Origin of the sequence: Bradyrhizobium sp. U531 (genome assembly GCF_051710265.1) — a bacterium.
GTDB lineage: Bacteria > Pseudomonadota > Alphaproteobacteria > Rhizobiales > Xanthobacteraceae > Bradyrhizobium.
This window is the reverse complement of the sequence record NZ_JASVEN010000001.1, coordinates 1,055,111-1,078,931: the sequence shown is the minus strand read 5'-3', so window position 1 is coordinate 1,078,931 and position 23,821 is coordinate 1,055,111. Positions and strand designations below refer to the sequence as shown.

The window sequence follows — 23,821 nt, the reverse complement described above, 5'->3', positions numbered from 1 at the left end:
CGAACGCTTAGTTCGGCACCGCGGCCTTCGAGGCGGGCTTGGCCGCGACCGCGTTTGCGGTGACGCCGTGCAGGAAGTCGAAGGCCGCATGCAGGGCCTTGTCGTCCTCCTCCTTCGGCGGAACGTAGGATTGCGATCCGGTCTGCTCGCCACCCTCGCCGGCCGACAGATGGCCGCGCATCTGCGATTCCGCCATGGTGTCCATCCGGCCCTTCAGCTCCGGCGGCACGTCCTGCAGGATCTCGATGTCGGGCGCGACGCCCTGGGCCTGGATCGAGCGGCCCGACGGCGTGTAGTAGCGTGCCGTGGTCAGCGCCAGCGCGCCGTTGCCGGCGCCGAGCGGAATGATCGTCTGTACCGAGCCCTTGCCGAACGAACGCGTGCCGATGATGGTCGCGCGCTTGTGGTCGTGCAGCGCGCCCGCCACGATCTCGGAGGCCGAGGCCGAGCCGCCATTGACCAGCACCACCAGCGGCTTGCCCTTGGTGAGATCGCCGCCGTGCGCGGTGAAGCGCTGGGTCTCTTCCGGATTGCGGCCGCGCGTCGAGACGACCTCGCCGCGCTGCAGGAAGGCGCTCGACACCGACACGGCCTGGTCGAGCAGTCCGCCCGGATTGTTGCGCAGATCGACCACGTAGCCGGCGAGCTTCTCCTGCGGAATGTCCTTGGTGATCGAGGCGATCGCCTTCTTCAGACCGTCGGTGGTCTGCTCGTTGAACGAGGTGATGCGGACATAGCCGATATCGCCGCCTTCGACATGGAAGCGCACGGGACGCACATGGATGATCTCGCGCTTGAGCGCGACGTCGAGCGGGGCGTCGGCGCCCTTGCGCACGATGGTGAGCTTGGTCTGGGTATCGACCGGGCCCTTCATCTTGTTGACGGCCTGCTCGAGGGTCATGCCCTGCACGACCTCGCCGTCGATCTTGCTGATGAGGTCGCCGGACATCAGGCCGGCCTTCGAGGCGGGCGTGTCGTCGATCGGCGAGACGACCTTGACGAGCCCCTCCTCCATCGTGACCTCGATGCCGAGGCCGCCGAACTCGCCGGAGGTGGTCTCCTGCATCTCGGTCCAGGCCTTCGCGTTCATGTAGCGCGAGTGGGGATCGAGCGAGGTCACCATGCCGGTGATCGCGCCTTCGATCAGCTTGGCATTGTCGGGCTTCTCGACATAGCTCGCCTTGACGCGCTCGAACACCGTGCCGAACAAATTGAGCTGGGAATAGGCGTCATCCGCGCTGGTCGCCGCCCGGGCCGCCCAGACACCACCGTGCGGGCTGGCTACCAAAAGGGTCAGGCACGCTCCGGTGAGCGCGCCCAGTGGGAACAGCAGGGATTTCCGCATGGAGGGGCTGGCCTTTTTGCTTGGCGGTTCGGTTGTCTTTCGAGACGTCTTTCCAGACTTGGAAGTCGCCCATGCAATTGGCGATCCAGCCTGCTTCTCACAATACCATTCTGGTTTCTTCAAGGCCGGGATGCCATGCCGGCGTGTCCTCCGCAGAAATCGCTTCGTCCGGACCTAAACTTTTGGCAACGTTGCCGGACTGGTCCGCCCGCAAGGGGACCAGGTGGGCCGGTCCATGCCTCGCAGCTATGCCATTTTAGGATGGTTTTGGAGGGCTGGACGGGTTAGGCGATGACATAAGGCTTCAAATTCTCGGGAGGATAAAACAAATGAACGAAGCACCCCGCATCCGGCCGGAACGGAACGTCGAACTCGGCGCCAGCACTGAGCCGTTCCAGAACCTGCACGAATTCATCCGGAAAGCGCGGGCCAATCTCAACCAGAACGCCTGGGACTACATCGTCGGCGCCGCCGAGACCGAAACCACGATGCGCCGCAACCGCATGGCGCTCGACGAGATCGCCTTTCGCCCGCGGGTGCTGCGCGACGTTCGCAAGGTGGACGGCTCGGTCCAGCAGTTCGGCCGCAAGATGCGCCTGCCCGTGGTCATCGCCCCCGTCGGCGCGCTCGAGATCTTCGATCCGGACGGCGCGGCAAGCGTCGCGCGCGGTGCCGGCGCTTTCGGTGCGGCGCACATGCTGAGCTCGGTGTCCGAGCCGGGCCTGGAGAAGACCGCCGAGGCCGCGCCCGATGCGCTCCGGCTCTACCAGCTCTACGTCCGCGGCGACGACGCCTTCGTTGCCGATGTCGTCAGCCGCTCCGAGAAGAACGGCTATGCCGGGTTCTGCCTGACCGTGGACACCGCCCATTACAGCCGTCGTGAGCGCGACATCGCCAAGCGTTACGTTCGCGAGAGCCGCCTGCGCGCCACCGGTGGCGACTACCAGAAGGGCCTGGAGTGGCGGACCGTGAAGATGATCAAGGACAAGTTCAAGATCCCGCTGATCCTCAAGGGCATCGCCACCGCCGAGGACGCCCTGATCGCGGTCGATCACGGGGTCGAGTGGATTTACGTCTCCAACCACGGCGGCCGCCAGCTCGACCATGGCCGCGGTGCCATGCATGTGCTGCCGGAGATCGTCGAGGCCGTGAAGGGCCGCGCCAAGATCATGGTCGACGGCGGCATCTGTCGCGGCACCGACATCGTCAAGGCCATCGCGGCCGGTGCGGACCTCGTCGGCATCGGCCGGCTGCAATGCTGGGCGCTCGCAGCCGCCGGCGAAGCCGGCATCGCGCGGATGCTCGAGCTCCTGGAGGACGAGGTGCTGCGCTGCCTCGGCCTCTTGGGGGCCACGTCGTTTGCCGAGGTCGACAAATCCTGCCTGCATCCGGCGACCGCAACCAATGCGCCGAGCGTGTTCAGCGCGTTCCCGCTGTTCGACCACGACCCTTACCGGTACTGATCGGCCGGTACTGATCGGCATATCCCAAGTGAAAAGGACGCAGGTGACATCGCTCTCTCCCGGCAGCGCCGATGCGCTTCTGTTCGATCTCGGGCGCGTGGTGCTCGACATCGACTTCTCCAAGGCGATCGCCTGCTGGGCGGGACATGCCGGCTGCGCCCCTGAGTCGATCGTCGCGCGCTATGTGCGCGACGAAGCCTATCGGATGCACGAAGTCGGCAAGATCAGCGACGAGGAGTATTTCGCCTCGCTCCGCAGCTCACTCGGGATCGGCATTTCGGACGCGCAGTTCCTGGAGGGCTGGAACGCGATTTTTGCGGGCGAGATGCCCGACATCGCCGAGCTTCTGCCGCGTGCAGCAAGACAGATGCCGCTCTACGCCTTCTCCAACACCAACCGGCCGCATGTCGATTATTTCTCGAGGGAATATGCCGATCTGCTCGGCCATTTCCGAACGCTGTATCTGTCGTCCAGCATCGGCTTGCGCAAACCCGATGCGGAAGCTTTCGACCATGTCATCGCCGAGATCGGCGTGCCCGCGGAGCGAATCGTGTTCTTCGACGATCTTGACGAGAATGTTGAAGGCGCGCGGGCGCGTGGATTGAGGGCCGTGCATGTGACGTCGCCGCGCGATGTCGGGAACGCCTTGAAGCCGCTGGGCATCTGAGGTTACGCTGTCGTCGTCAGCGGCCGGCAGCGCACACATTCCGCGCTGCTAATTTTTGCACACGTATGGAACCTGATCACTTTGTGCATTTTTGTACAAAGTTCCGGGAACGGAATACCACCCTTCGGACTCATGACTCCGTTGGGACTTCTACACCGGACTGAACCAAGTGCTGGGCAAAACCTACCTTACAAAACAAGCCTCTCTCCTGCTTGAATTCGCAAGAACCACCTCGGATTCCGACCTGTCCGCCAAGTTGATCAGCAAGGCTGCCGACTTGAAATCGCAGGCCGATCCGCTGCCCGACAAAGATCAGGGCCCCAAAGCTCCCGACGTCGCATCGGATATCAGCCCGGACAGGCCGACCGGGAGTTGATCGATGCTGGCCGTGGCGCTGGTCATTCTCGTCCTCGCCATGGCCACGCTGCTGCCGATCGGTCTCATTCTCTGGATCATGCCGCGTCGCGCTTGAGCTTGCTTTCCATCCGAAGGTGAAAGCAGCGAAATCCATCGCCCGCGCCATCGCCATCTTTGCCTCTGTTCCCACGCTCGGTTAGAAGACTGTCGGAACATTCGTCCGACCCTGCCGAGCTGGAGTTTCGCCGTGGCCCTGATGCCGGTTTCCGACGCCCTTGCTGCGGTGCTGGCGGGTGCAGAGCCGCTGCCTGAGCAGATGGTTTCGCTCGACGAAGCCCATCACCGCGTGCTCGCTCATGACGTCGCGGCGCGGCGCACGCAGCCGCCCCAGGCCATGTCGGCGATGGACGGCTATGCGGTGCGCGCGGCCGATGCGGCCAGGATCGATGCCAAACTGACGGTAATCGGCGAAGTCGCAGCGGGCCGGCCCTTTGCTCAAGCGGTCGGCGCCGGCGAAGCCGTGCGAATCTTCACCGGCGGCGTCGTCCCCGAGGGGGCGGACGCCGTGGTGATCCAGGAGGACACCGTCGCCGACGGTAACAGCGTCACGATCAGGGAGGCTGCGATCGTCGGACGGCATATCCGCCCGGCCGGCGTCGATTTCCGCGAGGGCGAGGTGCTCCTGCGCAAGGGAAACCGCCTGACGGAACGCGATCTCTCGCTCGCGGCGGCGATGAATTACCCGCACCTCGCGGTCTGCCGCCGCCCGAAGGTCGCAATCCTCGCCACCGGCGACGAGCTTGTGATGCCAGGCACCACGCCGGGGCACGGCCAGATCGTCTATTCGAACGGCTATGCCCTGCACGCGCTCGCCCGCAGCGAGGGCGCCGAGACCATCGACCTTGGCGTGGCCGCCGATACGCTTGCAGCCACAGCCGCCGGCATCCGGCGCGCCCGCGAGAGCGGTGCCGACATCCTGATCACCACCGGCGGCGCGTCGGTCGGCGACCACGATCTGGTGCAGCAGGCACTGAAGGACGAAGGCACGGCGATGTCGTTCTGGAAGATCGCGATGCGGCCCGGCAAGCCGATGATGCACGGCCGGCTCGGCGCGATGCGTGCGGTCGGCCTGCCCGGCAATCCCGTGTCGTCCTATGTGTGCGCCTTCCTGTTCATGGTGCCGCTGATTCGCGCGCTGTCGGGCCGTTCAGTGATTCATCATCGTCGCGAGCGCGCCGTGCTCGGAAAAGATCTCGGCGCCAACGACCAGCGCGAGGATTATCTGCGCGCGCGCCTGGAGCTGCGCGACGACGGCACGCAGATCGCCCTGCCCGTCAATCATCAGGACTCCTCTCTGCTTGCGAATCTCGCTGCGGCACAGGTACTTCTCGTGCGCCCGCCGTTCGCACCGAAGGCCGAGGCCGGCAGCCCCTGCGAGGTGCTGCGGCTCCCCGCCTGATTTGCGCGATTACACGCATTCCGCGAGTTTCGTTTCGTTCACGGTAAATTAAGCAGTTGCGGAACATGTATCGAACATATAGTGTCCGTTCATGATTTGTTTCGAGGATGTAGCGGCTTATCGCTGAATTCATCGTCTCGGAATCGAACGACATCAACCGGGGGACTTTGGTCGAGATGTTAACGCGCAAACAATACGAGCTTCTGCGGTTCATCAGCGAACGTCTGAAGGAAAGCGGCGTACCGCCCTCCTTCGACGAGATGAAGGATGCGCTCGACCTGCGCTCGAAGTCGGGCATTCACCGCCTGATCACCGCGCTCGAAGAGCGCGGCTTCATCCGCCGCCTGCCCAACCGCGCCCGCGCCATCGAAGTGATCAAGCTGCCGGAGCTCCAGGCTGCTGCCAGCAACCGACGCGGCTTCACGCCGAGCGTCATCGAGGGCAATCTCGGCAAGGTCCGCGCGAGCTCCATCCCGTCCGCGGACGAGGGCGAGCGCCCCGTGGCGGTGCCGGTGATGGGCCGCATCGCCGCCGGTACGCCGATCGAGGCCCTGCAGACCCGCAGCCACACGATCAGCGTACCGCCCGACATGCTCGGCTCCGGCGAGCACTACGCCCTTGAAGTGCGCGGCGATTCCATGGTCGAGGCCGGTATCCTCGACGGCGACATGGCTCTGATCCAGCGCAACGAGAGCGCCGATACCGGCGACATCGTGGTGGCGCTGATCGACGATGAGGAAGCGACCCTCAAGCGCTTCCGCCGCCGCGGTGCCTCGATCGCGCTCGAGCCGGCCAATGCCGCTTACGAGGTGCGCATCCTGCCGCCGAACCGCGTGAAGATTCAGGGCAAGCTGATCGGGCTTTACCGCAAGTACTGAGCCCGAAACGGGCTCGATACTGAAATCACCTGGCGCCTGTTGCGCGCCGTCGATCGGCAGCGCCGATCAGAGATTGGAGCGGATGATGGTCCGCTCCGGCTGGATGGTCCTTCTGGTATTGCACAGATTGTCCGGCCCTTCTTTCACGGCGAGAGTCTCGGCAAGCCGCGCGAAGCCAGAGCGCATCGCAGTTCTTTCGAGACCGCCATGTGCCAGTTCGTTCTGTGCCAATTTATTTTGAGTGGTGCGCGACGGCGCTGATCCCCGCATCAGCGTCGCGCGTTGCCCATGTGTCATGGGTGATGACCGGGCAATGCGCATTGCAATCGCGAGCCGCGATTCTCTTTGACGATCTCAAGCCATTCGATTTCCGCGGTCGTCGACAACCGCCTGCCCGAATGCACGCAGGCAGACTTTGTTCCTGTCGGATTCGAAAAGATAAAGTGATCGCGGCACGTGGATCCCAGCCGTAGATTTGCCTACAACCAAGCAGAGCGTTGCGTGCTTCCACTCCGAGGCCTGTGCCTCCAAGGCAGGTGCGGGTCGTCATCTTCGAATGAGGAGCAACCCGATGTGTGACTACAGCCTGCATGCCGTCGCGACGCGCCCCGCTGAAGTGGGCGAGACGATCGTCACGACAACGTTCCGCGGCACCTCGACGCGCGGCTTCGCCTCCGAGGCCGATCTCACCGTTGCGGTCTGCCTGCTGCCGGGAACGGAGCTCGCCTTCGCCGACAACGTCCGTTACGACAACCGCTGGATCTGGACGCGCACCGTCAACTCCCGCGTCGGCAAGTTCGGCAAGATCGATCCGCACGTTCCCGATCGTCACCATGACGCGATCGAATTTCCTGATGGCAAGTACGTACTGGTGACGCAGCTTGTCGAAGGCCAGCGCGCAACCGTGCTGCAACTGCCGGTGACGCAGCCGCTCGGCGAACGCGAGCACAAGCCTGAGACCACCGCCGACAGCCGGTCCCCGATCACGCCGATGCCGATCGGCTGACAGAGACGTCAGTCCTCCGCCTGAAGATCGGCCTCCGACGGGGTCGCATCCTTGGCGCGCGGAGCCGCCGCCCTCGGCATCAGGGCCGTTTCGAAATCTCCCTCGCCGGCGGCCGCCGGCGACCAGGGGCGGTTCGTGCCTCTCGCCCTCACCGCCTGAACCGAAAAGCCGTCGCCACGCCGGGTCAGCGCCAGCGTACCCTGTCGCAGCAGCCTTGGCCGGTCCACCACCATCGCCGCGCAGTCCGGCGGCGCCGGCCGCGACGTCACCACCAGCGCTGCGCGGCTGCAATCGTCCGCGAGCGCGTCGATGCGCGAGGCCAGCGCGACCAGCCGTCCGTCGGCGAGCGGCGTGACGCAGCCCGCCTCGTCGCACGATATGCCCTCAGTCAGCGAGGCGCTGCCGGCATCGCGGGAATCGGCATCGGCCGCGAGCCATTCCTTCAGCAGGAAATTGTCCTTGCCCGTCCTGATCAGATGCAGACGCCCGTCCCCGCCTCGCACCGCGACGCTGGCGCCGTCCCGGGCAACCAGGATGTCGGGCTGCCGCACCGACAGGCCCCAGGCGATGGAAGCCAGCAGCACGGCGGCACCGCACCAGCGCAAGGGCGTGCGCAACAGGCCCATCAGGATGAGGCCGAGGCTCGCCGCGATCAGCGGCGCGATGCCGAAAGCGGGAATGCGGCCGACCGCGCCCGGCAGCGCCGCCACCCAACGCGACACCGCAACCATCCAGTCGATACCGATCCCCATCAGCCACCAGAACACACCATCGAGCCCGAAAGGCGCCGCGAGCAGGCCCAACAGCCCCGCCGGCATCACCAGCGCCGAGACCACCGGCATCGCGCCGAGATTGGCGAGCACGCCATAGGGCGTGACACGATGGAAGTGGAAGGCGGCATAGGGCGTGGTCGCAAGTCCCGCGATCAGCGACGCCAGGAACAGCATCGCAATCTCGCGGCCGCCCCACATCGCGATCCGAGCCGTCGTGGAGTGATCCGGCGAGGCGAACAGGTTCGGCATGCCGATCTGGACCAGCGCGACCAGACCCAGCGTTGCCGCGAACGACATCTGGAAGCTCGGATGCACCAGCGCCTCCGGCGCAACCGCAAGCACGATCAATGCCGCCACGGCCAGCGTGCGGAAGGTGATGGCGCGGCGATCGACCATCACGGCGATCAGCACCACGGCCGTCATGAAGAACGATCTCTGCGTTGCCACCTCCGCGCCCGAGAGCAGCAAATAGAACGCGGCCGCAACCAGCGCTGCGGCCGCCGACCATTTCTTGATGGCGAAGCCGACAGCAAAGCCCGGGATCAGCGCCAGCAGCGCGCGCACCGCGAAGAAGACGACGCCTGCGACCACCGCCATGTGATAGCCGGAGATCGACAGAACGTGTCCGAGCCCCGAGATGAACATGGCGTCGTTGACGGGCGCGGTGATCGCATCGCGCCGCCCGGTGAGCAGCGCCGTCGCGATCGCGCGGTTGTCGCCTTCGAGCGTGGCGCGGATGCGGGCATCGATCGCATCGCGCAGCCCCTGCATGAAGGCGGCATAGCGCAGCCTTAGACCGCCGGCGTCCGGCGGCACGGAAGCCGTGATCCCGCCCATCACGAAGCCGGAGGCCCCGATGCCCTGGAAGAACATGTCGCGCGAAAAATCGTAGCTGCCCGGGCGCACCGGCGAGAGCGGCGGCATCAGCCGCGCCTTGAGTTGCACGAAGCTGCCGACCTCGGGTGCAGTCCCCTTGCGCACCGACAGGCGCACGCGCTCGAGCTTGACGTCACTGCGCTGCGCCTCCATGGCGGTGACGCGCAGCACGAAGCGATCGGTGCGCTCACGGATGTCGCGCGTCTCGACGAAGCCCGACAGCGACACCGAATAGAGCGGTTTTGCCAGAACGGTGTGGGCCATGCGCGCGGTCTTCCAGGTCGCCATCGCAAAGCCGGAAGCGACCGCCGCGATCATGATCGCAGGCGCGAACAGCCGGCTCCGCCGCAACAGGATCGCACCGAGCAGCAGCGCGATCCCCGTCGTCGCCACAACCCACAGCACCGGCTCGTGATCGGCGGCAAAATACAGCGCGATGCCGCCGCCAAAGGCAACCGGCACCCACGGTAGCAGCCGCCCCGGGCCCGCTTCGGCGCGGACCCATGCGCGCAGCGTTTCGACGATCGCGGGCCAGATGCCAAAGCCCGCCGGGACAAAGCCGCCGGCTGGCGCAGCGCGGCCGACCGGCCACGTCCCGGCAACTCCCTGGGACCGCACTGGCCGGCCCGGCTCCGCCATATCCCTGCACCTAACGCGACGTGACTGGCGTCGAGGCTACCGGAACGTGCGACTGCGCGAATGGGCATATTATACTTGACGTACCCAAAGTGATCCTATAGGTTTGGATCAACAAGGGGAATCGTCATGAAGTCCGTTTTGTCCGCCAAGCACTTCCACAACGAAGAGGCCGCTTACGCCTTCGTTGAAGCTCGCTTGTGGCCGAACGGGCCTGTCTGCCCGCATTGCGGCGGCGTGGAGCGCATTTCCAAGATGGGCGGCAAGTCCACCCGCATTGGCGCTTACAAGTGCTACCAGTGCCGCAAGCCCTTCACCGTGAAGGTCGGGACCATCTTTGAGTCCAGCCACATCCCTATGCGCCATTGGCTTCAGGCGATCTTCCTGATGGCCTCCAGCAAGAAGGGCATCAGCAGCAACCAACTGCACCGTACCCTCGGCTGCACCCTCAAGACCGCGTGGTTTCTGTCGCACCGTCTCCGCGAGGCTATGCGCTCGACCGATACCAGCCCCATGGGGAGCAACGGCGGCACTGTGGAAGTCGATGAGACCTTCTACGGTCGCGTTGAGGGCGCTCCCAAGAAGGGCCGCAGCGCTTGGGCCAACAAGAACGTGGTCGTTACCCTCGTTGAGCGCGGCGGCTCCGCCCGCAGCTTCCACGTTGACGGCGTGCGCGTTGCCGATATCCAGCCGATCATTCGCGCCAACATGAGCCGCGACGCTCAGATGATGACCGACGAAGCCAACTCCTACAAATACATCGCGGAAGTCGATGGCCTCAACCATGACACCGTTGTTCACAGCAAGGACGAATATGTTCGTCGAGAAGGCGACAAGATGATCTCGACCAACACTGTCGAGGGCTACTATTCCGTGTTCAAGCGCGGCATGAAGGGTACCTATCAGCACTGTGCTGAGAAGCACCTGCACCGCTATCTTTGCGAGTTCGATTTTCGCTACAGCAACCGAATTGCCCTTGGCGTTGATGATGTTTCCCGTGCTGATCGCGCCTTGAAGGGCGTCAGCGGGAAGCGCCTCAAGTATAAAACATCTCATTAACTCTGCTGCGCCATACGGAAGAAGCCGCCGCCCCAAAAGACGCTAAACGGCTTCTTTACTGGCCATCGGTAACAATCTAGAATCCCTTGAAAGGGGCTTCGGAAACTGGATCAGCCCAAATGGCGCGCCTTCGGGTTAAGCTAATTTTGAATGAGGGCGGCGAAGGTGTGCCGCTTTCACAGCTTACCGACATAGCGGAGGAAGCTGAAAAGTTCCTCCGTTATCTGGCGCAAGACGCTGGCCTTACGATTCAGCGAGGTGAATGGCTCGCGCGAAATTTCGTGAACGAGTCTGTCCGCTTTGATATCGAGAAGGAATCGTATCAACCGATCGATTCCGTCAAAGAGTTCAACCGTCTTTTTGAAGTTGTCGATGCGATCAAAGCGAATGCCGGTCAGTCCACTGGCGAAGTTCGCCACCGCACGTTGGTTCAATATGCCAAGGTGGCGGAATCGCTTGGGCCGCACGAAAAACTAGCTTTCGGCCTATATCGGCCGGATGATCCAGACGAGAGCAAGCCCTATAAGTTTGCCCCTCTCACCAAGAGAGAAGCCGTTAACCTGGCTAGTTTCCTTTCTCAGGAAATAACCTATCGGGGCTCGATCCAAGGCCAAATCCACAGCCTAGGTGTAGCCGAATTGAACTTTCAACTTCGGTCGTCGCGCTCCAAGGAATTGATCAAGTGTGAATTCAAGGAAGCGCTGTACAACGAGGTGATTGAAGCGTGTGAACAGCGACGTTCGCGCATCTTTGTGCACGGTCTTATTACGGTTAGGCGCGTAGACCGGCATATTTCGCTTATCAAAGCCGAGAAACTGAGAACTGCTCCGACACTATCTGATGAGCGTTACCGCGCGTTCTTTGGATCAGATCAAAACTATACTGGCGAGATGAGTTCGGAGGAATTTACCGACTGGAATCTCGATTATGAACACTAAGCCGCCGCGAATTTACGCCGACGCTTGCTGTTTTATAGAAATGGTGAAGTTGGAAAGAGGAATCCCCATTCCGGCCGAGAGCGCAGTTACTCGTGAGGCAGATCGTTGGTTCTTTAGACGAGTATGCGATGCGTCAAGGGACGGCGCAATTTCGTTAGTGACTTCGATGCTGTCGATTGCCGAGTGCGTTCACATCAACGAAGAGCCCACGCCAACCGATGAGACGAGAGCTTTAATTTTGGACTTCCTAAGTTCCGGGAGTGTGGTGAGCTTGGTTGAAGCCGACATATTCGTGATGGAGCGGGCGCGCGATTTGCGCTGGAAAGATGATGTTCGTCTTGGTGGTGCCGACAGCATACACATGGCAACGGCTCTCTTGGACGGATGCTCAGAGTTTCTAACCCTCGAAAGAAAGATAGAGAAATCGAAGGTAGTGACTTCGATACCTAAGCTTCAAAAGCTAGGACTGTCAGTGATCCGACCTTCTCAGACCAACTGCCTACCGAACGAGTATCGAACCGATGATCTCTTCAAAGACCACGCCTAAGGCGGCAGCTAAGAACAGGCCAAAACAGAAACTGAGCGACAAAGAGCAGTCCGAACGTTTCATTGAAACCGCTCGGGAGCTTGGCGTTGACGAAAGCGGTGAAGAATTTGACCGTGCTTTCGATAAGATCGCTAATCGAAAATCGATGGCTCCTTCAGGCGCTTCGAAAGATCGGAAATGAAGGCGGTTGAGTGCTCTATCACGGTGAGAGCTTGGCCTTCATCATAAGTAGCTCGTGTATGAGCGGCTCGCACCCGCCAGCCATCCTTGAAATAACGAAACTGCATCGCAGTCTCGGAATAGAAGTTTAGATCATCGTCCTTCTCAAACGACTTTTTCCTGTCCTTCATCCCTTGAATTTTAGCCTCAATTGCCCGGATTACCTTCTCTTGGTCCGCTAATTCAAGCGGGTGGTCGAACTTGACTTCAAGAGCGGTAGCCATGGTGCGCAGGCCTATTTCGACAGCGCGCATGCAATGGAAAACGCACGCAGTATATCGGTCAAACGCAAAGCTTTTCCCTGCTTCCACTAGTTCTTGTCTTGCTAGAGGGAACGCCTCTTCAATCCCCGTGGATATGAACTTCATAGGAATGAAGAATTTACGGCGGTGCTCGGGCAAAAACACAAATGTCTTGCTCTGCATTTCTGAACTTACCGCGGAGAGATAGATTTCAAACTCTCTAAGAGTTTCTGGGAGATCCGAAGTCGCCTTACGGAAAAGTTCCTTCGAAGTTGGCAAATCAAGGTCTTCACAAAGACGATAGATATCTTGGAAGGCATGTCCCAACTGTGCCCTTTCCTCGGGGAGCAACTGCTGTTGTGGACTGCCATGATCGGCTTCGGCCATGAGATGGAAGACGAAACGCGCCTGCGCTATTCGCTCCCCCAGGGCGATGAATTCATGCGCAGATTTGGTCAACATGTCCCAGAGGCTCCATAGCGCTCCGGGGGCGAACGAATCCCCGGCGCTACTCACAGTAGCACCGGGCGATTGGGTACGCAAAGTATAACATTCCCGCGCGAATAGCGGTACAGATCGGGAACGCGAGATGGCGCCCCCTACTTTTCCTCTTCCATGGTCACGGCAACGTCCGCCTTGGCCGACAGCCGCACCTTGTTGCCTTCGACCCCGGCAACGAGGCCCTTGTCGATGAAGTGATGATGGCCCTTATGGCTGCCCTCGCCGCTGTCCTTCTTGGTCAGCTTGATGCGATTGCCTTCGACCTTGTCGACGGTGCCGATGTGAACGCCATCGGCGCCGATGACTTCCATATGCTCTGCGATGTTCTGCATGGTGAACTCCTTCAATGGAGCTTCCACAACGCGGGAGACGATCTTTCGTTCATAAGCGGCAGCTCGCCCTATTTCCAGTTGCATGCTTGACGCAGGATGCACTTCATGCGCAACTAAAAATTGCAACAAAAGTCCGCGCGTTTCCCCTCCTTCTTGATCCTCATGACCATATGACGAAGCGTTACATTTTCCTCAGTCTCATTCTTTCATTTGTGAGTGTTACGATCGCGCGTGCTGACACACAGACCGAAGAGAGAATCTCGGATAGACTGAAGAGGGCTCGAGAGCGAACTCCAGGCACTTCTCTCGTCTTCATGCACGCACGCCTGATCGAAGAGAGTTCACGCGTGCCGATGTGTCAGGACATCTGGGTCACCGTGGTTTCCGACAAGGGCGAAAGTAATACGTTCGAGGTCGAGACAACGCCGAGGCTGTTCGGTCGTATTCTTAGCGGCGCGTCATATGGAGCGGTAGCTGTGCTGCCCCCCGGGACATACACCTTGCAAAAAGTGGGTTGCACACAGCCAAGCGCCGGTATCGAACTCAAGGGGGATTTTGCCCGATTTCGGATTGGAAGCAACGAGATCGTCAATATCGGGTCCTTCTTCATCGACTATAACTTCGTCCCGACACCACTCTTTGGAAGGCGCACATTTAACGCCCGGACCAAAGTGGAGCCCTTGAGTAACGAGGCCAGGACCAACCTCGCGGAACGCCTGCACGTTACTTTTCCAAAGGCCATAACGCGCTATATGACACCGAATCCGGGTACATCCGGAAACAACGCCGCCCCCTCTACCGGACAGCCTGCTAGATCAGCGGCGCCTTCGCCGAAGCGTGGTGATTGACGATCTTCCAGTCGCCATCCTCAGGGATGATCACCCAGCTCATCTTGACGACGAGATCGGGGCGTTCGCCGGCGAGGTCGAAGGTGATGGTCGCACCCATGTTGATGAGATCAGGGCCGGCCTGCGCAGCATTGACCTCGGAGAAAGTCGCGCTCGGCTTGCGCCAGCGCGGCAGGCCGTTGAAGTAATCGGCAACGCCGTCCCTGCCCCGATAGAGTTTTGGGTTGGAGCCGAAGAAGAACGCGTTCTTCGCATAGAGCGCGGACAGCGCAGCCGCGTCGAGCGTCGCGAAGCCGGCGCACCATTTCGCGATGATGGCAGAAACGATGGCGTCGGCTTCGTTGCTCATGTCGTTTTCAGTCCTTTGCCTCAGCCCTTCGCCACTTCCTTCGCGAAGGTATCGCGCAGGCCGATAGTGCGCGAAAACACCGGCTTGCCGGGAGTCGAGTCCTTGTCGCGCACGAAATAGCCCTGGCGCTCGAACTGCATCGGCTCGGTCGCATTGCTCTCGGCCACCGACGCCTCGATGCGGGCGTCGGCGAGGATCTCCAGCGAATTCGGATTGAGATCCGCCGCGAAGTTCGAGGCGTCCGGGCTCGGATTGGCGAACAGCTGGTTGTAGATGCGGATCTCTGCGGGCACGGACGTCGCCGCCGGCAGCCAGTGCATGGTCGCCTTGACCTTGCGGCCGTCGGGCGCGTTGCCGCCCTTGGTCGCGGGATCGTAGGTGCAGCGCAGCTCGACCACCTCGCCCTTGTCGTTCTTGATTACGCCGGTGCATTTGACGAAATAGGCGTAGCGCAGCCGCACCTCGTTGCCCGGCGACAGGCGGAAGAACTTCTTCGGCGGGTTCTCCATGAAGTCGTCCTGCTCGATATAGAGCTCGCGACCAAACGTGATTTTGCGAGTGCCGGCGCTCGGATCGTCCGGATGATTGATCGCTTCCAGCTCCTCGGTCTGCCCTTCCGGATAATTCTCGATCACGACCTTGAGCGGCTTCAGCACGCCCATGCGGCGCTGCGCGGTGCGGTTCAGTTCCTCGCGGATGCAGAACTCCAACATGCCGACATCGACCACGCTGTTGGCCTTGGCAACGCCGATGCGCTTGACGAACTCGCGAAGAGCGGCCGGCGGCACGCCGCGGCGGCGCATGCCCGCCATGGTCGGCATGCGCGGATCGTCCCAGCCCGCGACATGGCCGTCGCGGACGAGCTGGGTCAGCACGCGCTTGGACAGCAGCGTGTAGGTCAGGTTCAGCCGCGCGAATTCATACTGATGCGGCTGCGACGGCACCGGCAGCTTTTCGATGAACCAGTCGTAGAGCGGCCGGTGGTCCTCGAACTCCAGCGTGCAGATCGAATGCGTGATGCCCTCGATCGCGTCGGACTGGCCGTGCGCATAGTCGTAGCTCGGATAGATGTGCCACTTGGTGCCGGTACGCGGATGGTGCGCGTGCAGGATGCGGTACAGCACGGGGTCGCGCAGGTTGATGTTGCCCGCGGACATGTCGATCTTGGCGCGCAGCACGCGCGCGCCGTTCGGGAATTCGCCGGCCTTCATGCGGCGGAACAGGTCGAGGTTCTCGTCCACGCTGCGGTCGCGGAACGGCGAGTTCTTGCCCGGTTCGGTCAGCGTGCCGCGCGAGAGGCGGATCTCCTCCTGGGTCTGGTCGTCGACATAGGCGAGCCCGTCGCCGATCAGCTTCTCCGCCCATTCGTACAGGCGGTCGAAATAGTCGGAAGCGAAGAACAGGTTCTTGCCCCAGTCGAAGCCGAGCCAGCGCACGTCGGCCTGGATGGAATCGATATATTCCTGCTCTTCCTTGACCGGATTGGTGTCGTCAAAGCGCAGATGGCAGCGGCCGGGAAACTCCTGGGCGATGCCGAAATTCAGTGCGATCGACTTGGCATGGCCAATATGCAGGTAGCCGTTCGGCTCCGGCGGGAACCGGGTCACGATTTCCCTGTACTTGCCCTGGTCGAGGTCGGCCTGGATGATGTCACGAATGAAATCGCGCCCAACCTCAGCTGCCACCGGTTCTGTCATTACGAAAATCCTGTCGGGAAATCAGCGGTCCTTCTGCCAAATTCGCTCGGCTGAGCCAAGAGCTTAAGCACGGGCTTAAGCGAGATCCGGCGGTCCGCCACCGGGCTTTAGTTATGCCGCGGTCCTGTTATATACCACCGCTTCCAATGCATAGGCCCTGCCAAGAATGACCTCCCCCGTCGTCACCCGCTTTGCCCCCTCGCCGACCGGCTTCCTCCATATCGGGGGCGCCCGCACCGCGCTGTTCAACTGGCTCTATGCGAAGAAGCATGGCGGCAAGATGCTGCTGCGGATCGAGGACACCGACCGGGAGCGGTCCACGGAAGCGGCGATCGGAGCCATCCTCGACGGGCTGAAATGGCTCGAGCTCGGCTGGGACGGCGAGGTCATCTACCAATTCGCCCGCGCCGCGCGCCACCGCGAGGTCGCCGAGCAGCTGCTCGCCGACGGCAAGGCCTATCGCTGCTACGCCACCGCCGAGGAGCTCACCGCGATGCGCGAGAAGGCGCGCGCCGAGGGCCGCACCCGCCTCTATGACGGCCTATGGCGCGACCGCGATCCCGCGACCGCCCCGTCCGACGTCAAGCCGACCATCCGCCTGCGCGCGCCGCAGACCGGCGAGACCGTGATCGAGGACCAGGTTCAGGGCCGCGTGGTCTGGCAGAACGAGAACCTCGACGACCTCGTCCTGCTGCGCGGTGATGGCAACCCGACCTACATGCTCGCTGTGGTGGTCGACGACCACGACATGGGCGTCACCCATGTGATCCGCGGCGACGACCACCTGATCAACGCGGCCCGCCAGAAGCAGATCTACGATGCGATGGGCTGGACCCTGCCCAGCATGTCCCACATCCCGCTGATCCACGGTCCGGATGGTTCGAAGCTCTCCAAGCGCCACGGCGCGCTCGGCGTCGACGCCTACCGCGCCATGGGATACCTCCCGGCGGCGCTGCGCAATTACCTCGTCCGGCTCGGCTGGAGCCATGGCGACCAGGAGATCTTCTCGACCGAGGAGATGATCGCAGCATTCGACCTCGCCAGCGTCGGCCGTGCCGCCGCCCGCTTCGATTTCGCCAAGTTGGAGAACCTCAACGGCCACTACATCCGCCACGCCGACGATCAATCGCTCGTGAAGATGTTCGAGGACGTGCTCGACCACGTGCCGGGGCGGAGCGAGCTTAAGGCCAAGTTAAACGACACCACGCGCGCGCAGCTCGTGAAGGCCATGCCGGCCCTGAAGGAGCGCGCCAAGACGCTGATCGAGCTGATCGACGGCGCCTATTTCATCTTCGCCGACCGGCCGCTGGAGCTCGACGCCAAGGCGCAGGCGCTGCTGACGCCCGAAAACCGCAAGCTGATCGGCCAGCTTCATTCCGCGCTGGAGAAAGTCGAGACGTGGAGCGGCGCCAACACCGAAGCCGCGCTGCGCGCTTTTGCCGAGGAAAATAGTCTCAAGCTCGGCGCGGTCGCCCAGCCCTTGCGGGCCGCGCTGACGGGACGGACGACGTCGCCTGGTATATTTGAGGTTTTGGACGTCCTTGGACGCCAGGAGAGCCTTGGCCGCCTTAAGGATCAGTCTACGACGTAAGTCGATCATGCGTGCGGCGATCTTGCAGCGCACACAGCAATAATATACCCATCTCCCCGTACATTCTGGAACTTCCGGCCTGCCCCCATGATCTCGCGAGGGGCCTCCGGCTCCGGCCCGTTTCACCACACATCGGGGACCTACGATGGACGCAAAACCAAGCAACAAGACCGCCACGCTGACGGTCGGAAACAAGAATTACGATCTTCCGATCCACAGCGGCAGCGTCGGACCTGATGTCATCGATATCGGCAAGCTCTACGGCCAGTCCGGCCTGTTTACCTACGATCCCGGCTTCACCTCCACCGCGAGCTGCCAGTCCAAGATCACCTATATCGACGGTGACGCGGGCGTGCTGGAATACCGCGGTTACCCGATCGAGCAGCTGGCCGAAAACGGCGACTTCCTCGAGACCTGCTATCTGCTGCTCTACGGGAATCTGCCGACCGCCGCGCAGAAGAAGGATTTCGACGACCGCGTGATCCATCACACGATGGTGCACGAGCAGATGGCCCGCTTCTTCCAGGGCTTCCGCCGCGACGCCCATCCGATGGCAGTGATGGTGGCTTCGGTCGGCGCGCTCGCCGCGTTCTACCACGACAGCACCGACATCAACGATCCCAAGCAGCGCATGATCGCTTCCATGCGCATGATCGCGAAGATCCCGACCTTGGCGGCGATGGCCTACAAGTACACCGTCGGCCAGCCCTTCGTGTATCCGAAGAACTCGCTCTCCTTCGCCGAGAACTTCCTCAACATGTGCTTCGCCGTCCCGTGCGAGGACTACAAGATCAACCCGGTGCTGGCTGACGCGCTGGACAAGATCTTCATCCTGCATGCCGACCACGAGCAGAACGCCTCGACCTCGACGGTGCGTATCGCCGGCTCCTCGGGCGCCAACCCGTTCGCCTGCATCGCCGCCGGCATCGCCTGCCTCTGGGGCCCGGCGCATGGCGGCGCCAACGAAGCCGCGCTCGCGATGCTCGCCGAGATCGGCACCGTGGACAAGATCCCCGAGTTCATCGCCAAGGTGAAGGACAAGAACTCCGAAGTCCGCCTGATGGGCTTCGGCCACCGCGTCTACAAGAACTACGATCCGCGCGCCAAGATCATGCAGAAGATGTGTCACGCCGTGCTCAAGGAGACCGGCCACGGCGACGATCCGATGCTGAAGGTGGCGCTCGAGCTCGAGAAGATCGCGCTCAGCGACCAGTACTTCATCGACCGCAAGCTGTACCCGAACGTCGACTTCTATTCGGGCATCACGCTGAAGGCGATGGGCTTCCCGGTCTCGATGTTCACCGTGCTGTTCGCGGTCGCCCGCACCGTCGGCTGGATCAGCCAGTGGAGCGAGATGATCGAGGATCCGCAGCAGAAGATCGGCCGTCCGCGCCAGCTCTATACCGGCGTCACCAAGCGCGACTACGTCGCGATGAAGGATCGCAAGTAAATCCAGCCGATACGGCTCTTGGAACGGCGCCATCGCAAGATGGCGCCGTTTTCGTTTGAGGCGGTGTTGTAGGATGGGCAAAGGCGCGAAGCGCCGTGCCCACCATCTCTCTCGACCAGAACAAGATGTGGGCACGCTTCGCTTTGCCCACCCTACGAACCTGCGCGAATGGGGCTGCGCTTGCTGCCGCGCACAACAACAAGTCGGCGCATTGCACCGGCGATCGCTTGACAGCGGAAACGCTCCGCGCGCATTCTTACACTAAGTAAGAATGACGACAGGGAATGGAAATGCCGGAGCAGCCGCGAAGTCGGCGGCAGACGCGCGCTGCCATTTTGACCCATCTGCTTCAGTCGGGCGGCTCGTTCCGCCCGCCGCTGGCCAAGGCCGTGCGCCTGTCGGAAGCGAGCCTGTCGCGCATCCTGTTCGACCTCAAGGCCGAAGGCCTGATCGAGGAAGTGCGGCGCCCCGCCCCTTACGTCGGCGGCCCGACTGCGCTGGTGTCGCTCGATGGCTCGGTGGCCCTCGCAGCCCTCGAGTTGAACAGTCAGTGGTTGACCCTCGGCGTCGGCAGCCTGTCGGGCGAAATGCATTACACCGAGCGTTTGCCGCTGCCGAAGAAGCCAGCCATGGAGACTGTCGGCCGCCTGTTCCGCGAAGCGCTGGGCCTGCTGCACGACTGGACGCGCCGGCGCCGCATCGCGCTTGCGCAGATCGGCATCACCATTCCCGGCCTCGGCCGGTTGAGCGAATTCGGCAACCCGATCATCCCCTGCAACGTCGAGCAGATCGGCGACATGGTCGCCGATCTGTTTGCGGACGTTCCCGTCGCCTTCACCAATTCGGTGGTCGCACATGCCACCTTTCACCGCTGCCGGAGGGAAGACTACCCGTTCAGCGATGCGCACCTGTTCGTGTTTGTCGGCCAGGGCGTTGCGGGGACGTGGATGGGCGATCCGTTCGAGGAGGATACGCTGCAGCCGGTCGAGCTCGGCCACATGGTCTTCGGAACCGAGGGTCCGCGTTGCCGCTGCGGCCATCACGGCTGCGTCGAAGCCTATACGTCGCTGCCGGCACTGGCCGAGCTGCTGCGGGTCGGCGAAGCGGAACTGCTCCAGCTCGGGAGTGAGTGGGTGACGACGATCCCGCTTACGTCGCGGGTCCGCCAGGAATTGCGCCAGCGGCTGTTCAGGCTCGGTCTCGCCATCGGCAACACGCTGAACGTCAAGCCGTGTCGCGGCATCGCGATCAGCGGCTGGCCGTCGCTGCTCGCCGACGACGATCGCAACGCCGTGGTCGAAGGCATCGACGCGTGTCTCCTCGGCGGGCGCAAGCTGGCGCAAGTGTCCCTCGCCTTCGTGCCGCCCTCGACCGGCAACGACCCGCAGGCCGCGCTCGCCTTCGCCGCCTTTTGTCTCGCCAGCCGGGGCGGCATGCCCGCTTCATCGACGGAGGCGGCCTGACATGCGCTGAGCCTTGCACTTCTCACACGCGCCAAGACTTCACACCGGGAGGAACTGCCATGCCGATCACAACAACCAGGCGTCGTCTGCTCGCTGGATCCGTTGCCACACTCGCACTGCCGGCATTTGCCCGCGCGCAAGGGGCCGTCAAGCCGCGCTTGACCGCAATCTCGCAATGGTCCGCGGGCAGCGATGGCGCAGCCATCACCGCACTCGGCAAGAAGTTCGAGGAGAAGGGAGGCGTCTGGCAGCATTCGCCCGTCCCCGGTTTCACCACCGAGATGATGAATAAGCTGCGTGCCCAGATCATGGCCGGCGATCCGCCCGCCTGCTCGCAGCTCAAGGGCCCCGAGATCGCAGCCTGGTCGAAGATTGCCCCGACCCTCGATCTCGACGCCGTCGTCGCCGCCGCGGGCTACGAGAAGGTCGTCGCGCCCGACCTTGCGAAGCTGCACAAGCCCGGCGGCAAATGGATCGCGCTGCCGCTGCAGATCTACAGTACCAACATGCTGTTCCTGTCCAAGCGCGCCATGGACAAGGCCAAGGCCGACAAGATCCCGGTCACATGGGCGGAGTTCAACGACCTCGCCGAAAAGATGAAAGCGGGCGGCGTCCCCTTCCCCGTCGCCAACGGCGGCACGCGTCCGGACGACGGGCAGAAATTCGAGGCGGCCCTCGCCGGCATCAGTCCGCTCGCCTATCGCGCCGCCATGATGAATCTCGAGAAGAAGGCCCTCGAGGGTCCCGAGATCAAGGCGGCGTTCGCGCAGGTGCGCAAGATCGCCGACTGGATGGACCCCAATGTCGGCGCCCAGCACTTCTCGACCAATCTGAAGCGCTTCGTCGACGGCGACATGGGCATGATGATCATGGGCGGCTGGGCGCAGGGCGTGCTGCGCAATGCCGGCTTCAAGTTCGAGGACTTCACCATTGCGCCGGGTCCCAGCGACAATGGCAAGCCTGTCTTCCTGCTGAACGCCGACGCCTTCATCTTCTGGCAGCGCAAGGAGGCCGACCTGCAGGCTGGCCAGACGCTGATGGCCCAGCTCGTGATGGATCCCGCGATCCAGACCATGTACTCGCAGATCACGGGGTCGATCCCCGTGCGCACCGACGTCGACCTGTCGGGCGAAGGCTGGTCGGAGGGTCAACGGACGACCGCAAAGGCCCTGAAGGACGCCATCGCCAGCAATCAGGCCGTGCTGAGCATGGCGCACAACATGGCGCAGGAAAACGGCATGACGGCCGCGATGATCGACGTGATCACGGAGTACGTGAAGAACAAGTCGATCAAGCCCGATCAGGCGGCCACGCGCCTCGCAGAGGCGGTCGAGGGCGCGCGTTGAGCAATGCCGCCGCGATTAGACCGGGTCGGCCGGCGCTCCCCGAATGGGTGCGCCGGCTGCCCGAATATCTGATGATCTGGGTGCCGCTGCTATTGTCCGCCGCGCACCTCGTGTCGTTCTCGCTGTGGACGATCTGGATCTCGTTCACGCCGTCCACGCTGATTCCGGTCTCGGGCTGGGTGGGCTTGCGCAACTATTCAGCGGTCGCGGCGTCGCGGAACTGGCAGATCGCCCTCGACAATCTGCTGCTGTTCGGCTGCGCCTTCGTGGTGTTGAGCGCGGCGACCGGCCTCATCCTCGCGATCCTGCTCGATCAGCGCATTCGCGGCGAGAACGTGCTGCGATCGATCTTCCTCTATCCCCTCGCGGTGTCGTTCGTAGTCACCGGCACGGTCTGGAGCTGGCTGCTCAATCCCGGCCTCGGCATCCAGAAGCTGGTCCACGACCTCGGCTGGACCTCGTTCAAATTCGACTGGCTGATCGACCGCGACATGGCGATCTGGACCATCGTCATCGCGGCGATCTGGCAATCCTCGGGCTTTGCCATGGCCCTCTTCCTCGCCGGCCTGCGCTCCGTCGACGCCGACATCATCAAGGCCGCGCAGATCGACGGCGCCGGGCCGGTCCGCATCTACCGGCGCATCATCCTGCCGTCGCTTTGGCCGATCACCATCACCGTCGTCGTGATCCAGCTGCAGTTCGCGATTTCGGCGTTCGACCTCGTTCGCGCGCTCACCAATGGCGGGCCGGGAATTGCGACCCAGCTGCCCGCTCTCGTCGTCTACGATTTGATGTTCCAGCGCAGCCTGCTCGGCCGGGGCGCCGCGGCGGCCGTGCTGATGCTGCTCATTCTTCTGGCGGTGCTGGTGCCCTATGCAGCATGGCGGTATCTCCAGCGGCGGCGGGCCGGTCATGCGTGAACGCAGCTTCACCCCGAGCCGGATCCTGATCTACCTCGCCGTTTCGCTGATCGCCGCAGCCTGGCTCGCGCCGCTCGCCGTCGTCGTCCTGAACTCGCTCCGCACCAATGAGGAGATCGCGCAGGGCTCGATGATCGGCTGGCCGCAGCATCTGGCCTGGAGCAATTACGCCGCGGCCTGGAGCGGATTTTGCGTCGCCGAGACCTGCTCCGGCATCCGGCCCTACATGCTGAACTCGGCGCTGGTCACTATCCCCGCGACGATCTTCTCGACCCTGCTCGGTGCGATCGCCGGCTACGCCGTGTCGCTCTGGCGCTTTCGCGGCGACAACTGGATCTACGGGATCGTGACGCTTGGCCTTTTCCTGCCGCAGCAGATGCGCCTCCTGCCCTGGACCATCGTGCTCAGGGACATCGGTCTCATCAACACACTGACCGGCCTCGTCTTGATCCACACCATCCAGGGGCTGTCGTTCACCACGCTGTTCTGCCGCAACTATTACGTCGCCATTCCCCATGAATTGATCAGGGCTGCGCGTATCGACGGCGCCGGGTTCTTCCGTATCTTCTGGCGCATCATCCTGCCGCTCTCGGGACCGATCCTGATCGTCACCGTGATCTGGCAGTTCACGCATATCTGGAACGAGTTTCTCTATGGCGTGACGTTCACGAACGGCCAGCAGCAGCCGGTCACGGCGGCGCTCATCGCGCTGTCCGCAGCAGTCGCCGATATCCCGCAGCATGGCGTGCAGAGCGCAGCGGTGATCATCGCCGCGCTCCCCACGCTGTTGATCTATCTCCTCGGCGGCAAATATTTCGTCCGCGGCCTGACTGCCGGGGCCGTGAAATGATGGAGCGAT

23 protein-coding genes are annotated in these 23,821 nt (G+C 62.7%); 16 read left to right on the top strand and 7 right to left on the bottom strand.

The window, feature by feature from the left end; translation table 11 throughout:
- Positions 1 to 7: 7 nt before the first annotated feature.
- Positions 8 to 1,345 carry a S41 family peptidase gene (locus QRQ56_RS05375; RefSeq protein WP_438738126.1) on the bottom strand — a complete coding sequence of 446 codons (1,338 nt, stop codon included), beginning with the start codon at positions 1,343 to 1,345 and terminating at the stop codon, positions 8 to 10.
- 329 nt (positions 1,346 to 1,674) lie between these two features.
- On the opposite strand from QRQ56_RS05375, the gene QRQ56_RS05370 reads away from it, so the two are divergent.
- The 5 genes from QRQ56_RS05370 (at position 1,675) to lexA (ending at position 6,169) form a co-directional block, all read left to right on the top strand.
- Positions 1,675 to 2,808 (top strand): alpha-hydroxy acid oxidase, encoded by a 1,134-nt coding sequence (locus QRQ56_RS05370; protein ID WP_438738124.1) that lies wholly within the window; start codon positions 1,675 to 1,677, stop codon positions 2,806 to 2,808.
- A gap of 43 nt (positions 2,809 to 2,851) precedes the next feature.
- A complete protein-coding gene (locus tag QRQ56_RS05365; protein ID WP_438738122.1) occupies positions 2,852 to 3,475 on the top strand; it encodes an HAD family hydrolase in 624 nt (207 codons plus the stop codon).
- Positions 3,476 to 3,644: 169 nt separating this feature from the next.
- Positions 3,645 to 3,851, top strand: a complete 207-nt coding sequence (locus QRQ56_RS05360) for a hypothetical protein (protein WP_438738120.1) — start codon at positions 3,645 to 3,647, stop codon at positions 3,849 to 3,851.
- 228 nt (positions 3,852 to 4,079) lie between these two features.
- Positions 4,080 to 5,291, top strand: a complete 1,212-nt coding sequence (locus QRQ56_RS05355) for a molybdopterin molybdotransferase MoeA (protein ID WP_438738118.1) — start codon at positions 4,080 to 4,082, stop codon at positions 5,289 to 5,291.
- A 176-nt stretch (positions 5,292 to 5,467) separates the two neighbouring features.
- A complete protein-coding gene (gene lexA, locus QRQ56_RS05350; protein ID WP_438738116.1) occupies positions 5,468 to 6,169 on the top strand; it encodes a transcriptional repressor LexA in 702 nt (233 codons plus the stop codon).
- A gap of 66 nt (positions 6,170 to 6,235) precedes the next feature.
- Here the strand turns inward: lexA and QRQ56_RS05345 are convergent, their stop codons facing one another.
- Positions 6,236 to 6,490, bottom strand: a complete 255-nt coding sequence (locus QRQ56_RS05345) for a hypothetical protein (protein ID WP_438738114.1) — start codon at positions 6,488 to 6,490, stop codon at positions 6,236 to 6,238.
- Between the two features lie 250 nt (positions 6,491 to 6,740).
- On the opposite strand from QRQ56_RS05345, the gene QRQ56_RS05340 reads away from it, so the two are divergent.
- Positions 6,741 to 7,175, top strand: a complete 435-nt coding sequence (locus QRQ56_RS05340; protein ID WP_438738112.1) for a hypothetical protein — start codon at positions 6,741 to 6,743, stop codon at positions 7,173 to 7,175.
- An 8-nt stretch (positions 7,176 to 7,183) separates the two neighbouring features.
- On the opposite strand, the gene QRQ56_RS05335 is transcribed toward QRQ56_RS05340, so the two are convergent.
- A complete protein-coding gene (locus tag QRQ56_RS05335; RefSeq protein WP_438738110.1) occupies positions 7,184 to 9,463 on the bottom strand; it encodes a ComEC/Rec2 family competence protein in 2,280 nt (759 codons plus the stop codon).
- 126 nt (positions 9,464 to 9,589) lie between these two features.
- Between QRQ56_RS05335 and QRQ56_RS05330 the strand changes: the two genes are divergently transcribed.
- The 3 genes from QRQ56_RS05330 (at position 9,590) to QRQ56_RS05320 (ending at position 12,004) form a co-directional block, all read left to right on the top strand.
- Positions 9,590 to 10,519 carry an IS1595 family transposase gene (locus QRQ56_RS05330; RefSeq protein WP_438738109.1) on the top strand — a complete coding sequence of 310 codons (930 nt, stop codon included), beginning with the start codon at positions 9,590 to 9,592 and terminating at the stop codon, positions 10,517 to 10,519.
- Between the two features lie 119 nt (positions 10,520 to 10,638).
- Positions 10,639 to 11,457, top strand: a complete 819-nt coding sequence (locus tag QRQ56_RS05325; RefSeq protein WP_438738107.1) for a hypothetical protein — start codon at positions 10,639 to 10,641, stop codon at positions 11,455 to 11,457.
- Positions 11,447 to 12,004, top strand: coding sequence for a type II toxin-antitoxin system VapC family toxin (locus tag QRQ56_RS05320; RefSeq protein ID WP_438738106.1), 558 nt, complete (start codon positions 11,447 to 11,449; stop codon positions 12,002 to 12,004). The genes QRQ56_RS05325 and QRQ56_RS05320 overlap by 11 nt, the downstream gene beginning before the upstream one ends.
- A gap of 131 nt (positions 12,005 to 12,135) precedes the next feature.
- On the opposite strand, the gene QRQ56_RS05315 is transcribed toward QRQ56_RS05320, so the two are convergent.
- Complete coding sequence (locus QRQ56_RS05315) at positions 12,136 to 12,927, bottom strand: hypothetical protein (protein WP_438738105.1); 792 nt, start codon at positions 12,925 to 12,927, stop codon at positions 12,136 to 12,138.
- A 137-nt stretch (positions 12,928 to 13,064) separates the two neighbouring features.
- On the bottom strand, positions 13,065 to 13,298 hold the full coding sequence (locus QRQ56_RS05310) for a DUF2171 domain-containing protein (protein ID WP_063194708.1): 234 nt from the start codon (positions 13,296 to 13,298) through the stop codon (positions 13,065 to 13,067).
- An 86-nt stretch (positions 13,299 to 13,384) separates the two neighbouring features.
- Here QRQ56_RS05310 and QRQ56_RS05305 point away from each other — a divergent pair, with 86 nt between their 5' ends.
- Positions 13,385 to 14,146: a hypothetical protein gene (locus tag QRQ56_RS05305; protein WP_438738103.1), complete on the top strand. Its 762-nt coding sequence runs from the start codon at positions 13,385 to 13,387 to the stop codon at positions 14,144 to 14,146.
- On the opposite strand, the gene QRQ56_RS05300 is transcribed toward QRQ56_RS05305, so the two are convergent.
- Entirely contained in the window at positions 14,109 to 14,495 is a 387-nt protein-coding gene (locus QRQ56_RS05300) for a nuclear transport factor 2 family protein (protein ID WP_438738101.1), read from the bottom strand. The two genes, QRQ56_RS05305 and QRQ56_RS05300, sit on opposite strands and share 38 nt — an antisense overlap.
- Before the next feature lie 20 nt (positions 14,496 to 14,515).
- Positions 14,516 to 16,192, bottom strand: coding sequence for a glutamine--tRNA ligase/YqeY domain fusion protein (locus QRQ56_RS05295; protein ID WP_438738100.1), 1,677 nt, complete (start codon positions 16,190 to 16,192; stop codon positions 14,516 to 14,518).
- A 166-nt stretch (positions 16,193 to 16,358) separates the two neighbouring features.
- On the opposite strand from QRQ56_RS05295, the gene gltX reads away from it, so the two are divergent.
- The 6 genes from gltX (at position 16,359) to QRQ56_RS05265 (ending at position 23,812) form a co-directional block, all read left to right on the top strand.
- Positions 16,359 to 17,783: a glutamate--tRNA ligase gene (gene gltX, locus QRQ56_RS05290; RefSeq protein ID WP_438738098.1), complete on the top strand. Its 1,425-nt coding sequence runs from the start codon at positions 16,359 to 16,361 to the stop codon at positions 17,781 to 17,783.
- A 145-nt stretch (positions 17,784 to 17,928) separates the two neighbouring features.
- Positions 17,929 to 19,233 carry a citrate synthase gene (gltA, locus tag QRQ56_RS05285; protein ID WP_438738096.1) on the top strand — a complete coding sequence of 435 codons (1,305 nt, stop codon included), beginning with the start codon at positions 17,929 to 17,931 and terminating at the stop codon, positions 19,231 to 19,233.
- A 284-nt stretch (positions 19,234 to 19,517) separates the two neighbouring features.
- Positions 19,518 to 20,696 (top strand): ROK family transcriptional regulator, encoded by a 1,179-nt coding sequence (locus tag QRQ56_RS05280; protein WP_438738093.1) that lies wholly within the window; start codon positions 19,518 to 19,520, stop codon positions 20,694 to 20,696.
- A gap of 59 nt (positions 20,697 to 20,755) precedes the next feature.
- Complete coding sequence (locus QRQ56_RS05275) at positions 20,756 to 22,042, top strand: ABC transporter substrate-binding protein (protein WP_438738091.1); 1,287 nt, start codon at positions 20,756 to 20,758, stop codon at positions 22,040 to 22,042.
- Positions 22,039 to 22,962 (top strand): carbohydrate ABC transporter permease, encoded by a 924-nt coding sequence (locus QRQ56_RS05270; RefSeq protein ID WP_438738090.1) that lies wholly within the window; start codon positions 22,039 to 22,041, stop codon positions 22,960 to 22,962. Before QRQ56_RS05275 ends, QRQ56_RS05270 begins: the two co-directional genes overlap by 4 nt.
- Positions 22,955 to 23,812: a carbohydrate ABC transporter permease gene (locus QRQ56_RS05265; protein ID WP_438738088.1), complete on the top strand. Its 858-nt coding sequence runs from the start codon at positions 22,955 to 22,957 to the stop codon at positions 23,810 to 23,812. Before QRQ56_RS05270 ends, QRQ56_RS05265 begins: the two co-directional genes overlap by 8 nt.
- Positions 23,813 to 23,821 lie beyond the last annotated feature (9 nt).

Bases quoted from the DNA above. Each gene is read 5' to 3' on its own strand.
- QRQ56_RS05375 (WP_438738126.1), bottom strand. From the start codon at position 1,345: ATGCGGAAATCCCTGCTGTTCCCACTGGGCGCGCTCACCGGAGCGTGC.
- QRQ56_RS05370 (WP_438738124.1), top strand. From the start codon at position 1,675: ATGAACGAAGCACCCCGCATCCGGCCGGAACGGAACGTCGAACTCGGC.
- lexA (WP_438738116.1), top strand. From the start codon at position 5,468: ATGTTAACGCGCAAACAATACGAGCTTCTGCGGTTCATCAGCGAACGT.
- QRQ56_RS05345 (WP_438738114.1), bottom strand. From the start codon at position 6,490: ATGCGCATTGCCCGGTCATCACCCATGACACATGGGCAACGCGCGACG.
- QRQ56_RS05340 (WP_438738112.1), top strand. From the start codon at position 6,741: ATGTGTGACTACAGCCTGCATGCCGTCGCGACGCGCCCCGCTGAAGTG.
- QRQ56_RS05335 (WP_438738110.1), bottom strand. From the start codon at position 9,463: ATGGCGGAGCCGGGCCGGCCAGTGCGGTCCCAGGGAGTTGCCGGGACG.
- QRQ56_RS05330 (WP_438738109.1), top strand. From the start codon at position 9,590: ATGAAGTCCGTTTTGTCCGCCAAGCACTTCCACAACGAAGAGGCCGCT.
- QRQ56_RS05325 (WP_438738107.1), top strand. From the start codon at position 10,639: ATGGCGCGCCTTCGGGTTAAGCTAATTTTGAATGAGGGCGGCGAAGGT.
- QRQ56_RS05320 (WP_438738106.1), top strand. From the start codon at position 11,447: ATGAACACTAAGCCGCCGCGAATTTACGCCGACGCTTGCTGTTTTATA.
- QRQ56_RS05315 (WP_438738105.1), bottom strand. From the start codon at position 12,927: ATGTTGACCAAATCTGCGCATGAATTCATCGCCCTGGGGGAGCGAATA.
- QRQ56_RS05310 (WP_063194708.1), bottom strand. From the start codon at position 13,298: ATGCAGAACATCGCAGAGCATATGGAAGTCATCGGCGCCGATGGCGTT.
- QRQ56_RS05300 (WP_438738101.1), bottom strand. From the start codon at position 14,495: ATGAGCAACGAAGCCGACGCCATCGTTTCTGCCATCATCGCGAAATGG.
- QRQ56_RS05295 (WP_438738100.1), bottom strand. From the start codon at position 16,192: ATGACAGAACCGGTGGCAGCTGAGGTTGGGCGCGATTTCATTCGTGAC.
- gltX (WP_438738098.1), top strand. From the start codon at position 16,359: ATGACCTCCCCCGTCGTCACCCGCTTTGCCCCCTCGCCGACCGGCTTC.
- gltA (WP_438738096.1), top strand. From the start codon at position 17,929: ATGGACGCAAAACCAAGCAACAAGACCGCCACGCTGACGGTCGGAAAC.
- QRQ56_RS05280 (WP_438738093.1), top strand. From the start codon at position 19,518: ATGGAAATGCCGGAGCAGCCGCGAAGTCGGCGGCAGACGCGCGCTGCC.
- QRQ56_RS05275 (WP_438738091.1), top strand. From the start codon at position 20,756: ATGCCGATCACAACAACCAGGCGTCGTCTGCTCGCTGGATCCGTTGCC.
- QRQ56_RS05265 (WP_438738088.1), top strand. From the start codon at position 22,955: ATGCGTGAACGCAGCTTCACCCCGAGCCGGATCCTGATCTACCTCGCC.